14 protein-coding genes are annotated in these 15,752 nt (G+C 39.3%); all 14 read right to left on the reverse strand.

Going from position 1 to position 15,752, the window contains the following annotated elements:
- Positions 1-8: 8 nt before the first annotated feature.
- Positions 9-833 carry a TPM domain-containing protein gene (locus NQ560_RS08565; protein WP_005330212.1) on the reverse strand — a complete coding sequence of 275 codons (825 nt, stop codon included), beginning with the start codon at positions 831-833 and terminating at the stop codon, positions 9-11.
- Between the two features lie 15 nt (positions 834-848).
- On the reverse strand, positions 849-1,922 hold the full coding sequence (locus NQ560_RS08570) for a TFIIB-type zinc ribbon-containing protein (protein WP_005330210.1): 1,074 nt from the start codon (positions 1,920-1,922) through the stop codon (positions 849-851).
- 41 nt (positions 1,923-1,963) lie between these two features.
- Positions 1,964-3,355, reverse strand: a complete 1,392-nt coding sequence (locus NQ560_RS08575; RefSeq protein ID WP_040015207.1) for an SPFH domain-containing protein — start codon at positions 3,353-3,355, stop codon at positions 1,964-1,966.
- A 126-nt stretch (positions 3,356-3,481) separates the two neighbouring features.
- Complete coding sequence (locus NQ560_RS08580; RefSeq protein WP_005330205.1) at positions 3,482-3,832, reverse strand: hypothetical protein; 351 nt, start codon at positions 3,830-3,832, stop codon at positions 3,482-3,484.
- Positions 3,833-3,875: 43 nt separating this feature from the next.
- On the reverse strand, positions 3,876-4,556 hold the full coding sequence (locus tag NQ560_RS08585) for a TIGR00266 family protein (RefSeq protein ID WP_005330204.1): 681 nt from the start codon (positions 4,554-4,556) through the stop codon (positions 3,876-3,878).
- 46 nt (positions 4,557-4,602) lie between these two features.
- Complete coding sequence (locus tag NQ560_RS08590) at positions 4,603-5,652, reverse strand: hypothetical protein (protein WP_040015206.1); 1,050 nt, start codon at positions 5,650-5,652, stop codon at positions 4,603-4,605.
- Positions 5,653-5,805: 153 nt separating this feature from the next.
- Positions 5,806-5,967: a hypothetical protein gene (locus tag NQ560_RS08595; protein ID WP_005330202.1), complete on the reverse strand. Its 162-nt coding sequence runs from the start codon at positions 5,965-5,967 to the stop codon at positions 5,806-5,808.
- Position 5,968: 1 nt separating this feature from the next.
- Positions 5,969-7,552: a helix-turn-helix transcriptional regulator gene (locus NQ560_RS08600; protein WP_005330201.1), complete on the reverse strand. Its 1,584-nt coding sequence runs from the start codon at positions 7,550-7,552 to the stop codon at positions 5,969-5,971.
- A gap of 22 nt (positions 7,553-7,574) precedes the next feature.
- A complete protein-coding gene (locus tag NQ560_RS08605) occupies positions 7,575-8,954 on the reverse strand; it encodes an extracellular solute-binding protein (protein ID WP_005330200.1) in 1,380 nt (459 codons plus the stop codon).
- A gap of 85 nt (positions 8,955-9,039) precedes the next feature.
- Entirely contained in the window at positions 9,040-9,666 is a 627-nt protein-coding gene (locus tag NQ560_RS08610; RefSeq protein WP_005330199.1) for a response regulator transcription factor, read from the reverse strand.
- Complete coding sequence (locus tag NQ560_RS08615) at positions 9,654-10,976, reverse strand: sensor histidine kinase (RefSeq protein ID WP_005330198.1); 1,323 nt, start codon at positions 10,974-10,976, stop codon at positions 9,654-9,656. The genes NQ560_RS08610 and NQ560_RS08615 overlap by 13 nt, the downstream gene beginning before the upstream one ends.
- A complete protein-coding gene (locus NQ560_RS08620; RefSeq protein ID WP_154104202.1) occupies positions 10,973-12,643 on the reverse strand; it encodes a histidine kinase N-terminal 7TM domain-containing protein in 1,671 nt (556 codons plus the stop codon). The genes NQ560_RS08615 and NQ560_RS08620 overlap by 4 nt, the downstream gene beginning before the upstream one ends.
- 343 nt (positions 12,644-12,986) lie before the next feature.
- On the reverse strand, positions 12,987-15,074 hold the full coding sequence (locus NQ560_RS08625) for a polyribonucleotide nucleotidyltransferase (RefSeq protein WP_040015292.1): 2,088 nt from the start codon (positions 15,072-15,074) through the stop codon (positions 12,987-12,989).
- Between the two features lie 348 nt (positions 15,075-15,422).
- A complete protein-coding gene (gene rpsO, locus NQ560_RS08630; RefSeq protein ID WP_005331040.1) occupies positions 15,423-15,689 on the reverse strand; it encodes a 30S ribosomal protein S15 in 267 nt (88 codons plus the stop codon).
- Between the last annotated feature and the right edge of the window lie 63 nt (positions 15,690-15,752).

The following is a 15,752-nucleotide window of genomic DNA, read 5'->3' on the forward strand; positions in this document are numbered from 1 at the left end:
CGTCCTTACTAAAAGCTTCCGCTCTTTCCTCCGTGAGAAGTTCCTGATGATCCATTATGGACCGAACTGCCACCTCCGGAAGAATTAGAATTGTTATTTTGAATCACCCGCGTAGTCACAGTTCTGTTCACGAACCGATCAGAATTCATCGTCAGTCTGAGACTTCCTGGTTTTGTATATTCCTGAGCTGCCACCTGCTTTTTCACAGATTTAAGTTTTGCTTTTTTTACATTTCCCCAAATCAATGCAATTAAAATTCCAATCGCCAGATCACCAAATATCCAAAACGGTGAGACACTTCCTTTTGGCATGTGTCCTGAATCATATGGTTTACCTTTCTCTGCCTGGTTCAGGAATTTATCGCTTAACCTGGCAAATGTAGTAAAAGCTTTGTTATACTTCTCATCACTAAGATAAGTGATAAATGTTTCACCGATATAATCAAGTCCTGCATCGGTAAACGCATCGATTGCATCTCCGGTCGTACACATATTCCACTGCCGTTCTTTCATGCTGACCATCAGCATAATTCCGCTTTTTTTCTCACCTTGCCCATATCCCATCGAATCATAGAAATCCTCTGTAAATGATTCGATATCCTGGCCGTTTGTAGTATTGGCCACTGCAATCACAACGTCACAATGATGTTCTTTGCTGATTTTATCCAGTTTTTTCTCAAGCTTTTGAGCCTGACTACTACTCAAAAGTCCTGCGTCATCCAAATATCTCGGATAGTTTTCATCTTCTGCCATTACCGGAACAGACATACTAAATACCAAAAGGAAAGAAAGAATCACACCGAATATTTTTTTCTTTTCAGAACTCATTTTCATCTTTGATCCCTCCTTCTATATCAATGTCACGATCCACATGACAGCATAAATAATTGCTCCAAGGATCACTCCTCTAAGTCCTACAAATTTCCAGAAAGCACCTTGATCTGCCGGAAGATCTCCAACCATCTTTCCCGTCTGTCCATTCATGGCAAATGTATATTTTTCTCCTTTCCAGGTCGTATTTAAAACCCAGACAGGATACATTGCATACCAGTACTGCGCACTCATAATATTAATCTGACGATTTGTAGTAGTAACTGTCTGATACCCTTTTACAGTCTCTCTAAGAGCATCTTCCGCACTTTGCCGGATCCGATTGGTTGCACGCCCCATACATTCTTCCATATTCACATCATATCGGTCTGCCACATATCCGGCAAGATACGGTGTCTGAAATGGCACAGCATCTTTAAAATCATATGGTTCGATTGCTTCCATAAGTGCATCGTCCATTTTTCTTGAACAATCTGTTGGAACATGTTCAAATTCAATGCCGCCGGCTCTGTCCACATGATAATATTCATGCTCCGTATGTTCTTTATTTCCCTGTCTCCAGGTTCGTATCCGCTCTGCATTGTATGTCATATATGCCTGTGCATCTACATCGAACAGCCAGAATGGAACATAGACACCTACAATCTCATCAATGTGATTTTCAAAGCTGAATACTTTTGGAAGAAATGATTTCTTTTCTAAATGTTTATAGTAAGCTGCTTTTGCAGCCTTTTTATCCAGCTTAAACGGAATGATATAATCCGGCCTCAATTCTCCTTCAAACTGGCCTTTTAGAACAACACGATTTCCACAGAACGGACATGTCGTAGCTCCTGTTGTTTTGTCTGCTGTAATTTCACCGCCACAGGACTGACAAGAATAAACTGCCATGCCAGAAATTTCATCTTCTTTCCATTGTGCTCCATTACCAGCTTCCCAGCGTGTTTCCTCTGGATTTTTCTTCTGTTCCTGTTCGAATTCTTCAATAGATACTTCTGTGTCGCAAAATGGACATTTCATCTTTTGAGATCCGCTATCAAACTCCATAGCTCCTCCACATGCAGGGCATTTATATTCTCTTAAATCAGACATCCTCTCAACTCCTTTCCCTAATTAGTTATAAAACCTTCTGCTTACTGCATGTCATTCTCATCAAATGGATCTCCGCACTCTGGACAGAATCTTGGTGGATTCTTTGGATCTTCAGGCTCCCAGCCACATTTATCACAGCGATATAATGGTTCTCCTGCCGGTTTTTGTTTTCCACACTCCATACAGAATTTCCCCTTATTCACAGTTCCACAACTACAAGTCCAGCCATCTGCCGGTTTTTGTTTTCCGCACTCTATGCAGAATTTTCCGGTATTTACTTTACCACAAGCGCACGTCCAGCCAGCCGCTGTTTCTGTCGTCTGTGTGTTCTGTGCCATTTCCTGCTGTTTTATCTGTTGTTGCTGCATCTGTTGTTCACGCATCTGCTGTTCCTGCATCTGTTGTTGCTGCATCTGTTGTTGTGCTGCTCCCTGGTTATAGAGTCCTTGAAGATTCATGCCACCCATACCGCCTCCGGCCATGTTCATACCCATAAATCCCATCATCGCACCATTAGGATTACCGGCAGCAGTCTTCATTGCCTCTGCCTGAGCCATTCCAAGAGTAGCTGCCATCATATTCGGATCGCGATACATCGATGCATTCTGTGCCTGTTTGATTGCCTCTGCATCTTCTTCTTTCAATGTAACTGGATTAAATGCTACAGATACAATTGAAATTCCTCTAAGTTCTGACCATTTTTTCGTCAGCACCTCATTCATCGCATCTCCAATTTCCATAGAATGTGCCGGAATCTGGCTTGGACGTATCTCCAGTTCAGCTATCTTCGCAAATGCCGGTTGAAGAGCATTGATAAATTCTGTGCGAAGCTGTGTGTCAATCTCACTTCTTTCAAATCGGTCTGATACATTTCCGCCTAAATTCGTATAGAACAAAAGTGGATTTGTGATACGATAGGAATAAATTCCATTACAGCGTATTTCAACATCTTTATCCAGGTTGATTTTTTGATCGACTACACGGAACCAGACTGGATTTGCTGTACCAAATTTATTGTCTGTAATTTCTTTCGTATTAAAATAATAGACTCTCTGATCTTTACCCGTGTCACCACCGTATGTAAATCTTTTTCCAATTGTCATAAATGTTGATTTAATACTGTCACTTAAATTTCCGGCAAAAATACTTGGTTCGGAAGATGTATCATATGTATACTCTCCTGGCTCTGCACAAACTTCCACAACTTTACCCTGTTCTACAATCATCATACACTGTCCATTTGCTACTGCAATTCCGGAACCGTTACTAATAATGTTGTCACTTCCTTTTGTATTGGAAGATCTTGCTCCTGTACGTTTCTGACCTTTGATCATCAATGTATCCTGATCCAACGCATCACAATAGAAAAATTCTTTCCATTGATCCGCCATAACACCGCCTGCTGCTCCCATTGCCGCTTTAATAAGTCCCATATTTTTAACTCCTTTCGCATCTGATATCACACTCAGGCGGAACCCACCACAAGATGTGCTCCACCTGACTTATTTTCACCTATTTCACCTTATTCAAGAATGCTTTCGGCATACTTTGTTTCTTGATTAATCTCTGGCAAAATGAACTGTGACTCCACTGACTTCATAGGTCAACGTATTGTCATCTAATTTCTGGAATTCCATCTCATCTTCTATTGAAATACCATTCTCTGTTTCATCCCATTTACCAGTTGTTTCATCACCATTTACATTTAATTTTACTTTTCCGTTATCCTGTAGTGTAAAATGAAATTCATCAAATACGGTATCTACTCCAACTTCTATTCCGGCATATTCAGCCTTTGTTGCTTTCCACTTTCCGAGATATTCACTTCCGGACATATCTTTTCCGCCACATCCGAAAAGCATCATAGCGGCTGTGATCACAGCAATTAAGACCGCCAATTTTTTTCTCATAATAAATTCACCCTTTCCTCTTATGTGTTCTTAGATTACTTATTTATTTTTTTCCGTCTGCAAAAAATGGCTGGAGCAGCGCTGCAACATTTGCGATCGGCATTGTCTGAAGAATAATCTTACCTGGTCCTCTCACTACAGTATTAAATAATCCTTCACCACCAAGGAACATATTTTTCATTCCTTCGACTTTAACAATGTCCATTGTACAAGTCTCTTCCATTGCAGCCAGGTAACCTGTATCAACAATCATTTCCTGTCCTGGAGCAAGATTATATTCTACTCCGTAACCATCAATTTCAATAAATGCTGTTCCTTGTCCGGTTAATTTCTGCATGATGAATCCTTCACCACCAAACAATCCTTTTCCAAGTTTTTTCTGCATGTAAACAGAAAGTTCTACGCCCTCCTCCGCTGCAAGAAATGCTTTTTTCTGAACGATCATGCTCTTTCCTGGTCCAATCTCTAATGCATTGACAGAACCTGGAAAGCTGGAAGCAAATGCAATCATTCCATCGCCGCCCTGCGCACTGTAACGATTCTGAAATGCATTTTCTCCTGAAAATGCTCTTCCAAGCATCTTCTTCATTCCTCCGCCGACTGTCTCCATTTTCATATTCGGGCTCATCCAGCTCATACTTCCGGATTCTGTGATCATACCTTCTCCTGACTGTAAATAACAAATAACGACTGGTAAATTCCCTCCTGTGATTTCATACCTCATATAATTTTCCTCCTTATAAAATATTTCTAATTAATTTTGCTCTAATTTAAAATCCGCTCAATCTGTAAAGTAATAATTCAGTAGCTGAATCATCATCTCGATCTTGTGTCAATGCAACCAATATACTTCCATCGTCCTGTTTAGCTGCACCTGCAATCCATGCATATCTAGCTCCAAACAGATCCGGTGCTTCTACTGAGCCAAGTACACTTGCATCCGGTCCCCAGATATAGAGATCTCGCATATTCGCATCAATTCCAAAGAAACCTTCTGGAATTTCCATGATCTGTGATACATATGCAAGCCAATCATCACCATCTTTTCCCTTTTCTCCGAAGGTCAGTAAGTGATTTCCTTCCATATCATATGCTTTTAAAATATAGGCATCTAATTCCTCACTGCGTCCTCCGATATATGCATAGTTCTCACTGATCAGTGCTGTGCTTATAATATCGTACTCCTGCGGCATCCAGTCCTGTGCTGTTGCTGTTCCATCTGCTACTACAATCTTTTTTATATCAAAGAGAGCAGATATACCAACATTTCCACTTCTTTGCATTTTTACAGGTCCAATGTCCTTTGCCAGCTCTTCTATGTTTCCGTCCTTAATTCTCAAGAATGCATTATTGGTAAGCTTACTGGAAACATATAAGTTCCCTGTTTCATCTGCTGTGATCTCTGAATACCCATCACCAATTGGAATATCTTTTACAAATGTAACTGCATCATTTGCATACTGATATTCTTTTAACTTGTCATCTGCGAGTATCCATACCCGGTCACCTGCTGCAGCTACACGTCCACTGAAAATATCATCTACAATATATGGACTTTCAAATGGAATCCACTGACAATGTACTGTAACCGGTCCCATTGTCACATCACGTACGGCTTCTGTCGTAAATGGTGTTCCTTCTTCTGGTGAAAGTTTTACTTCCTCTTCTTCATCTTCTTTTTCTTCCGACTCTTCTTTTTCAACTTTCACCTTGGCTTCATCAGATTTCTTTTTTTCTTTCTTATCTTTTCCGCCACACGCACTAAATAATAAAAGTACACATAAGACAGAAAGAATAATTCCTAATGCTCTCTTTTTCATTTTGATCATCTCCTTTTTCTTCTTTTCAAATCTTTGAGCTATGTGATTTTCTGGTTTTATCTTATATGTTTTTTTTATTATTTTCTATTCACCCACGGCTACTTAATGGCCTGTTTTCGTTAATGGTATACCAGGTATACCATTATTTTTCCCTTATAATACAAGCTTTCTCTTCATGTCGATCACAACATAGTTCTTTTTACCTAAAACTAAAAAAGGTCCACCGGACCTTTTTGTCGTATGCTTGGCAACAGAAAAACCGGGCAAAAGGCTTTCGCCCTCTGCTCGGTTTCCATCACTTAATCCTGTAATCATCTTATCGTTCCAGCTCACTGATCCGTCCGCATCTCTCAAACAGATCCAGATATAACATCAGTTCATTGTAAGATGAAACTTTTAATTTTTCATAGATATTTCTATTATGTTTTTTTACCGTACTCATACTAATAAATGCAATTTCAGGAATCTGTGCAATCTCGTATCCTTCCATATAGTAATGAAAAATTATATACTCTGTTTTTGTCAAAGTACATACTCCCAGTGCAAATCTAGTAAACAATTCTTCAATATTCGGTGGCAGTGACTGTGTATGGATCTTTTCATTTTTCTTCTGTTCACCAGTGAATCGCAATAATTCTTCTAACTCTTCAATACCCGATTCATTTCTTAAAAGTTCTTTATTTCCAACAATGTCAGAAAATCCCCGAAGTATAGGCTTAACAAACCTCTGTGACAAATGATTTGCAAGGAAAAACATCACAACTAAAAAACCTATTCCGGCTAACATCATATAATTTCGGTTCCGCCAGACAGAAGCTTGCCATTTATCTTTCGGAAGAAGTACTGCAACTACCCACCGATTTTCTTTTTCTCCCGGAATCTGTATTTCCTTCTGCAGACCTATAAACTCTCCTTGACCGGAAAAATATTCATTGTAATATTTCTTATGATTGATTTTTAAATCTTCAACTGACTGAAGCCAGGTTCCATCGGTAGAACCTGTCATACCTTTCTGCACTTCCAATATCTGATCGCTGACTGGTGCAAGTATCGTAACCATAGAGCCGTATTTGCTGTCTACAGCTGTGTAATTCTGATTAAAATACATGGAATTCAGTTCCACTCCACATTGTCCATATATGTCTCCTGAATTTCCAATGATCGGGACACACAAGAACATGACATCTTCCCACGTTCCGGTCAATGACGTCTTCTCACTCCAGAAATATGACATTCCTTTTCGTTTTTTTTCATCTACCAATGTGTGATATCCCGGCATTACATCCGTATTAAACTCCAAATTCCATCGATTATGTAATTCCAGTTCTTTTTCGCGTGCAATATCCGGACTGCCACGGAACAAAATGGTCTCCGCCATTAAATTTCCAGTATTGGTAACATTTTTTAATCTTAGATAAAGTCCGCTTCTTGACTTTTCACTCCCGGATATTTTCGTATTGACTGTAGCATCCAATACTGCATATACACCACTCGGACGACAGATTTGAATTGTCGTATTCATTTCCGGATATATCTGTCTCTGTAATTCAATCAGTGCTTCCTGGTCATCATTATAATCTGTAAGTTTCTTTGCATTATTTTTCAATTGATTATCTATATTCTGACTGATCTGTCCGGAAAGAGAAAGTCCATATCCTGTATATTGTTCAAGATCTTCCTGCATCTGTGCTGTACTGGAATCCAACTGCATCTGTAATACATCTTGTATCTGTTTATGCGTTCCAAACAGATTTCTTGTCAGGACAAGCAGCAGACACACTATTCCAAGACCTGCCATGACCATGGTGCATAAGTACAGCATCAGCTTTTTTCGCATTGGAATATTCTTTTTTCTTGCCAGATAGATAATCTGGCCAAGTTCTTTTATTTTCTTTATCATTTCTTACCCATACTCTATCTTATTATTCCATCGAATCACTAAATTCCTGAAATGTATCCCATACTAATGTTTCTATATCTGCCTCGTTGTTCATATATCTTTTTCTTGCAGATGTTAATTTCATTCTGATATTTTTTTCGAATTTCATTTCCGAGTCAAGATAACTATCCATTTGAGGTGCGCAATAAAATGTATATTCATTTTGTGTATCTATGAATGCCTGATACAGACTTTTATATTTTTCATTTGTAAGATTATTTATTGCTTCCGGTAATAATTCGAATGCCTTTTCCGTCACTGGCATATATCCCACGCTTGTAACAAATTGAACATTCTTTTCTGGTTCAGTCAGCCATTTTACAAATTTTGCTGCTGCTTCTTCTCTTTCTGGATCAGACTTTGTAAGGCAGATTCCTGCACCTCTTTGCATAACAAGCCTGCCTCCATTTTTGAAGACCGGAACTGGTCTGGCAATAATTTCAATTGGCTCAGAACGATTATCGGAGTAAGTTACAATATCTTCATAATATAATACACTGGCTGAAGATGCTACACTGACAATGGACTCACCTGTTCTAAGAGGCTCTGTTGCATACCCTTCATTTAACCAGATTCCACCTTCTATAGCCGCCCTTGCATAAGGCTCCCATACTTGCCCAAACTCGCTGGTATCATAGACGATTTTGTCCCCATTAAAAAAATCTGTCCCCAGTGACTCTACTCCTACTTGAAAATAATTAAAATGATAATCATGAACAAACATGCTCTTTCCATCACCATCTACATCAGGAGTCTGAGCATCTGACCATTCATAATAGGTATCTGCCAAGTCAAAAAGATCTTCCCAAGTGGTAAGCTGTTCCATAGAAGCTCCGGTATCTGCTGAAAAACGATCAAATATCGTCTTGTTAACAAATAAGATTTCTGTAGATTTAGCAACCGGAAATACGAGGAGGCGACCGTCAATTTCACCTTCTTTAAGAAACTCCGGTATAAAATCTTTCAACTCGTTTTCTGAAAAATAATCATGATAATCTGCCAATATACCGGAATCATTCATAGCTAGCACTGTTTTGGGATATGAGATAAAAAGATCTGGTAATTTTGCCGCTCCCGGATCTTTATTCGCTGCTTTTAGTACTTCTTCATGAATCGTATTTGTATTAGATACCATCCCTACCTGGATTTTTATACCTTCTTTTTTCCCTTCCGTCCCATTAAATTCATCGATCAGATCATTTAACGGAGAATCTGTCTGTCCTCCATATACATGCCAGATAGTCAATGTGATTGGTTCTTTGCGGCTCTGACTTTTTCCACACCCGGCCATCGTTGACAGAATTGCTACAATAATAACCACACTGATAACTTTTCTTTTGATTTTTTCTTCTGTAGATCTCATTCTCGTCCCCCCTTTTAAGCGAAAACTCTCTCTTAAATATCATATCAATTAATCAAAAGAAAGACATGAACCAAAAGATCTATTTTTATATCTTTATTGCAATTCCACTAATTCTTGCTTCTATTGCAAGCTCTGTGCGGCTTTCACAGCCTGTCTTTTCCAACATTCGATGGATGTGATTTTTCACAGTACTTTCCGAAATCACCAGTTTTTCAGCGATCGCAGCATTCGAAGCACCAGTGGTCATCAATCGCAGTACTTCCATTTCCCGTTCTGTAAATTCATGACTTGTGGCCATCCCTACCTTAACTTGTGGTACCTTATCCGGATAAACAGATTCTCCACTCATCGTTCTGTCCATTACCTGCAGGATAGTTTCTTTCGATGCTTCTTTATACCAGAAGCTATCGATTCCAATCTCTCTTGCCCTTGTAAGCCAAGATGTTTCCGGCATAGATGTTACAGCAATAATCTTCACTTCTGGTCTGAATTTTTTTATCTCACAGGCGGCTGACAGTCCATTCGAACCATCTGACATAAGAATGTCCATCAGAATTAAATCAACTGGATTTCCTTTCAGTGCTTTTGTGGCCAATGCTGCTGAATCTACCTGCATTACAAGTTTATATTTTTCACTGGATTTTATGTACATTTCAAATAACTGCCTGGCTATATACTGATCATCTACGATCATTACTTTTACTTTCTCCATACTTTCTCCTTTTTTAAGGTCACATAAATTGCAAAAATCGGGAAACTTTCAATGCGAAACTCTCCATCTATTGATTCTACCATCATCCTGAGATTGCGAAGTCCGCCCTTTTCTTCTATTTTCTGTTTGGGTATCTCTCCATCATTGTGCAGACATACCTGCACATCTTCTCCGGAATTGTCTATTTCAATGTAAAGATAATGTCCTCCGGCATGCTTGATCATATTATTCAGGCTTTCTCTTAAAAGTGCATATATAACCCGCTGTTCTTTTTCTGTCTGTGGAAGCTCTCCTTCAAAAATAATTTCCACATCCATTAAATCTGCAATTTTTTTCAATTCCTCAAATGACTTCTTGTTTTCTTTTTCTCCTGCCTCATAAGTCATCGAATTTACAACATATTTCCACATTGCAAGAAGTTCCTTGCGCCTCTTGGAATTCTCAGGTTCTTCCAGATAAGTCCGAAGTGCAAGAAGAACGCGTCCGAGATCATCATGTACTTTCATCTTTGCTTCCAACATTTCTTTCTGCCGCGTAACGGTTTCTACTTCTTCATTAAATTTCATGAGCCTTCTATTGATATCATTCAACTTAGTATTTCTATCCTTCAGCTCCCGATTCAGCTGGTACTGCTCTGCGATATCGTATGCTATAATTTCCTGATACGAAGTATCTTTCATGGACACTTCTTTTTTCAAAAAGTTCCATACTTTTGTGTCTGAAAATCGAAGAATCAAAGACGGCTCATTCCTTATGACTTCTGCTTTCTCTGAAGTTTGAATGTTCTGTAAATCTTCCCAGAAATCATTCGCATTCATAATCTCTGTTTGAAATAAATATCCGCAAATCTCATTCATTTGTATGTTTACCAGAATTGGCTGTCCCTCCATAGATGCATAGCAGATTCCATCCATTCTTGCATCGAGTGTTTCCTTTACAGACCGAGCCGTCAGATATTCCGGAGTATTTTTTTCTTTTTTCCATAGTAAATATTCTACTCCATACAAAAGTGCAAGTAGTAAAACACCATATGAAAATGGTATCTTTTCAAGAATTCTACCTGGCACAGATTCAGTCATATGTCCACCTCTTGCAAGATCAGCAAGTCCTTGCATTAATATTGTTGAAAAAATGAGTATACCGACTGCCAGTGACAACAAGTACCATCTTCTTTTTCTTTCAATCATATTCAAAAAGGCAGAAATTTCCCAAATTGTAATTATAGTAATAATGATTCCCAATATAATCTGACTTTCTTTTGACAATTCAGTAAATGAACGTTTCATAATATCCATGATTACTGTTTTCATGAAACACCACCTCCTAAAAGCGGTAATGTTCCCCGGATATATAACGTATCTTCTTCCGAAAATGTCTCAAAGGTTCCATTACATTTTTCAAATTTTTTCTGTATTTCCAATAAATTCCGGGTACTTTTTACCCGGTCAAGTTCTATTTTTATTGAAAGAACATCTTTCATATCCAGCAGAACCATTACTGCTCTTGTTTTTTGAAGGACACTCTCTATAATCTTTTCAAAAGACTCATATACCAAAATTGCATCTTTTCCGTAAAGGAATCCTTCTCCTTTTTTCTCTCCATAAGCCTTGATTCCATATAACCGCATATATTCCAATGATTCAGATAATGCAAGCCATAATTCTCCAACATTCAAGACTCCTGACTGCCTGGACATAATCAACAGATTTGAACACCGTTTTATATATACATTCAAAACTCCTCCATAGCAAAGTTTCTCTCTAATGTCCTGATCATTCTGCTCTAAGGAATTCAAAAGCTCATTTAATTCCTTTAGCTGCGGTGACACCTCTCTGGCAATTTCATTATATAACTGATTCTTTTCTTCCACCTTGATTTTCTTTTCAGATAATCTGATTGCTCCCTCCAGCATGGCATTTTCTTCAACCAGAACATCTCCAACATCTTCAAGATTTCTATTTAATTTCAAAATATCCGAAATATCTTTGTACCAAAATCCCCACCCTCCGCTGACTTCATGACTTCTTAATATTGTCTGTTCGTCAGATAAAAGAACGGTTTTTCTTTTTGCAGTTATAACCTGCTCCTTCTTTACTGGCAGACATTTCTCTGAAGAATAAAAGATATTCCCTTCAAAATCCATAAGCCCACCGCCAGCCGACGAAACTTGCCACAAATCCATGTAGCTATCATTAGACGGAAGAAGTCGGGCTAAAATCAGACATTCCATAAACGCCGGAAAAATAAAACAAATTACTTCTGCCATTTTGTATAATGAAGGGAAAAGCCCCTTGGGACTTAATATATATATAATTGTGTACACTCCCCCGATTCCTAATGGAATCATCGGAATCCAGATTTTTCGGCGATTTTGTGAAAACGCACATCTGGAAAATGTGATCACCAGGATCATGGCACAGAATATCACGATCCAGCCAATTGCCAGAATATATAAAAATCCCCTTGTGTATTCCATTCCCCAATTCTGTATTCCATCTGGAAAACGAAAAGCAAGCTGATGAAAATCATTAGTCATAATTCCGCCTATCAAAATGAACGCCGGAATGTAAAGTATTCTCCACTTTCGCTCTAATTGATAATGATACGGTTTTCCAATATATAAAACTGCAAAAAACATCCATAGTACCGCAAGTGTCTGCGGAACATAATATAAATACCAGGCATATCGTGCATATACACTTCCACTTGGTAAAAAATCAAATTTTATCGTCCTTACTGCCATCAAAAATAACATCAAAGCAGCGACTCCACTTAAAAATTTACATTCCTCATTCTGCAAAAGTCTGCGTCTCACCTGACTGATCCAAATAAATAAAGCTGATGTATAAAGCAAAAAAATAATAATATTACAGGAATATCCCGGAATTACATTGAACAAAACACGAACCGGTCCACTCATAATAATCAAAAATATACATACCCAGTCCAAGAAAATTGTCTTTTTTATTTTCCTCAAATACCTCTCCTCCACCTGCAGTTCAAGAATGCCTCGGCATTCTTGCTGCGAGGTGCGCGTCATGCAATTGCATGACATACTTCTACTGCGCACCTCTGCAATCCTGCCGGAGGCTATATCAGCTGGGGGATTGACTCCCACCACTGATACCAGCTTGTTTCTCACCACCTATAGAGGTGGGAGTCATCTCCCAGCTGATATAACCTCTTTTCTTTCATTGTATCGAAGATAGTATGAATTTGCAATGCAAAAGGGCACCCCTTTCTTCAAAAAGGGACACCCTTAATCCATGATGGGGACGTAGCATTTTAACATTTTACTACGTCCCCAATTTACAATTTTTTTATTCTGCTACGTCTTTCATGCTGAATGAGAATCTTCCCATCTTATCTTTTCCAAGGCATACAACTTTCACTGTATCGCCAAGTGTCAGGACGTCTTCTACATGATTCACTCTTTCTTTTGAAATTTTAGAAATGTGTACCATTCCTTCTTTACCTGGTGCAAACTCAACGAATGCTCCAAACTCTTTGATGCTGATGACTTTTCCTTCCAGAACCTGTCCGGCCTCAAAGTCAGTAACGATTGTATAAATGAGCTTTCTTGCCTGCTCCATTCCTGTTGCGTCTGTTCCGCAGATAGATACTGCACCATCGTCTGTAATATCAATCTTCACACCTGTCTGCTCAATGATCGCATTGATTGTCTTTCCTCTCTGACCGACAACATCACCGATCTTCTGAGGATCGATCTGCATCTGGATAATCTTAGGTGCGTATTCTCCGACCTCAGCTCTTGGCTCATTGATTGCTTTGGACATAACCTCATCCATGATGTAAAGTCTTGCTTTTCTTGTCTTTGCAATTGCCTCTTCAATGATGGCTCTTGTCAATCCGTGAATCTTGATATCCATCTGGATAGCTGTGATACCTTCATGTGTTCCGGCTACCTTGAAGTCCATATCTCCGAAGAAGTCTTCCAGTCCCTGGATATCTGTCAGTACAAGGTAATCATCATCAGTATCACCTGTTACAAGTCCACAGGAGATTCCTGCTACTGCAGATTTGATTGGTACACCTGCTGCCATCAGAGCCATAGAAGATGCACATACACTTGCCTGTGATGTGGATCCATTGGACTCAAATGTCTCAGATACTGTACGAATCGCATATGGGAAATCTGCCTCACTTGGAAGTACTGGTACAAGTGCACGCTCAGCCAACGCTCCATGTCCAATCTCACGGCGTCCCGGTCCTCTGGAAGGTCTTGTCTCGCCTACAGAGTATGATGGGAAATTATAGTGGTGCATATATCTCTTTGTTGTCTCTGCCTCGTCAAGTCCGTCTAATCTCTGCGCCTCAGATAACGGAGCCAGTGTACAGATATCACAGATTTGTGTCTGTCCACGAGTAAACATTGCAGAACCATGAACTCTAGGAATCAGGTCTACCTCTGCTGCCAGTGGTCTGATCTGATCGATCTGTCTTCCATCTGGACGCTTGTGGTCTTTTAAGATCATCTTACGAACAGTCTTCTTCTGGTACTGATATACAGCATCCGGAAGAATTGCAAGCCACTCTTCATTGTCTGCAAATGCTTCTTCTAACTTTTCTGTAACAACACGAATATTTTCTTCTCTAGTCTGCTTGTCATCCGTAAATACAGCTTCTTCCATCTCTTCTGGAGTTACCACTTCTTTCATAGCTGCAAATAACTCTTCCGGTACAGCAAAGCTCTCATATGAGTGCTTTGGCTTTCCACACTCAGCTACGATTGTATCAATGAATTTGATCACTTCCTGGTTCACTTCGTGAGCCTTGAAGATTGCATCGATCATCTGCTGCTCCGGCACTTCATTGGCACCGGCCTCGATCATGATAACTTTCTCTCTTGTAGATGCAACAGTCAGGGCAAGATCTGATACAGCTTTCTGCTCTGCAGTCGGATTGATCACAAACTCGCCATCAACAAGTCCAACTTGTGTTGTTGAGATTGGTCCATCAAATGGAATATCTGAAATTGTTGTTGCAATTGCAGCACCAAGCATAGCTGTAAGCTCCGGTGAGCAGTCCTGATCTACAGATAATACCAGATTCTCCAGTGTTACATCGTTACGATAATCTTTCGGGAACAGCGGACGCATCGGACGGTCGATAACACGATCTGTCAGAACTGCATTCTCAGATGCCTTTCCCTCTCGTTTATTAAATCCTCCCGGAATCTTTCCTACAGCGTACATTCTCTCATTGTACTCTACACTTAATGGGAAGAAATCAATTCCTTCTCTCGGCTTTTCAGATGCAGTTGCCGTACACAGAACAGTCGTATCACCGTAATGCATCAGAACAGCACCATTTGCCTGCTTTGCAACTCTGTCTACATCTACGCGAAGAGTTCTTCCAGCCAGTTCCATCTCAAACTTTTTGTACATAGTGTTCTCCTTTTTCTCTATTACTCTTGAACTCACGGGATACCATATGAAAATCCCACGCTCTCGTATTCTCTCACTTTTGGTATCTCATGTATTATTCATCGGCCGGGGAACACCGAAACTACTGAAAAATGTACTTTTTCATCGAAGCAAATACCCTTTTCAGTGGTCTCGGAGTGTTATCCCCGTCCACAATCTTTAATATTATAACATACATATATAAAATGTGCCATATAAAAATTTATATTACATGGTGTCGGCTTTTTGGCTTTTTTATATTATAAAATGCAATTTCCTACTATAGAAAAAGAGACGTCCATAAAATGAACGTCTCTAAACATAACTGAATTATTTTCTCAGTCCAAGCTTCTCGATCAGTGCACGATATCTCTCGATATCTGTCTTCTTAAGGTATGCAAGAAGTCCTCTTCTCTGTCCTACCATCTTAAGAAGTCCTCTTCTTGAGTGGTGATCTTTCGGGTTAGCTTTGAAATGATCTGTAAGATCATTGATTCTAGCTGTCAGGATAGCAATCTGTACTTCCGGTGATCCTGTATCCCCTGCTGTTCTACCATATTCTGCAATAATCTGTTCTTTCTGCTCTTTTGTTACCATGTTGTGGTTCCTCCTTAAATTCTTATATATCGCCTGGCATTAAGTAACGGTTGGAGAATCCAA

The sequence above is a fragment of the Dorea formicigenerans genome, assembly GCF_025150245.1.
Classification (GTDB): domain Bacteria; phylum Bacillota; class Clostridia; order Lachnospirales; family Lachnospiraceae; genus Dorea; species Dorea formicigenerans.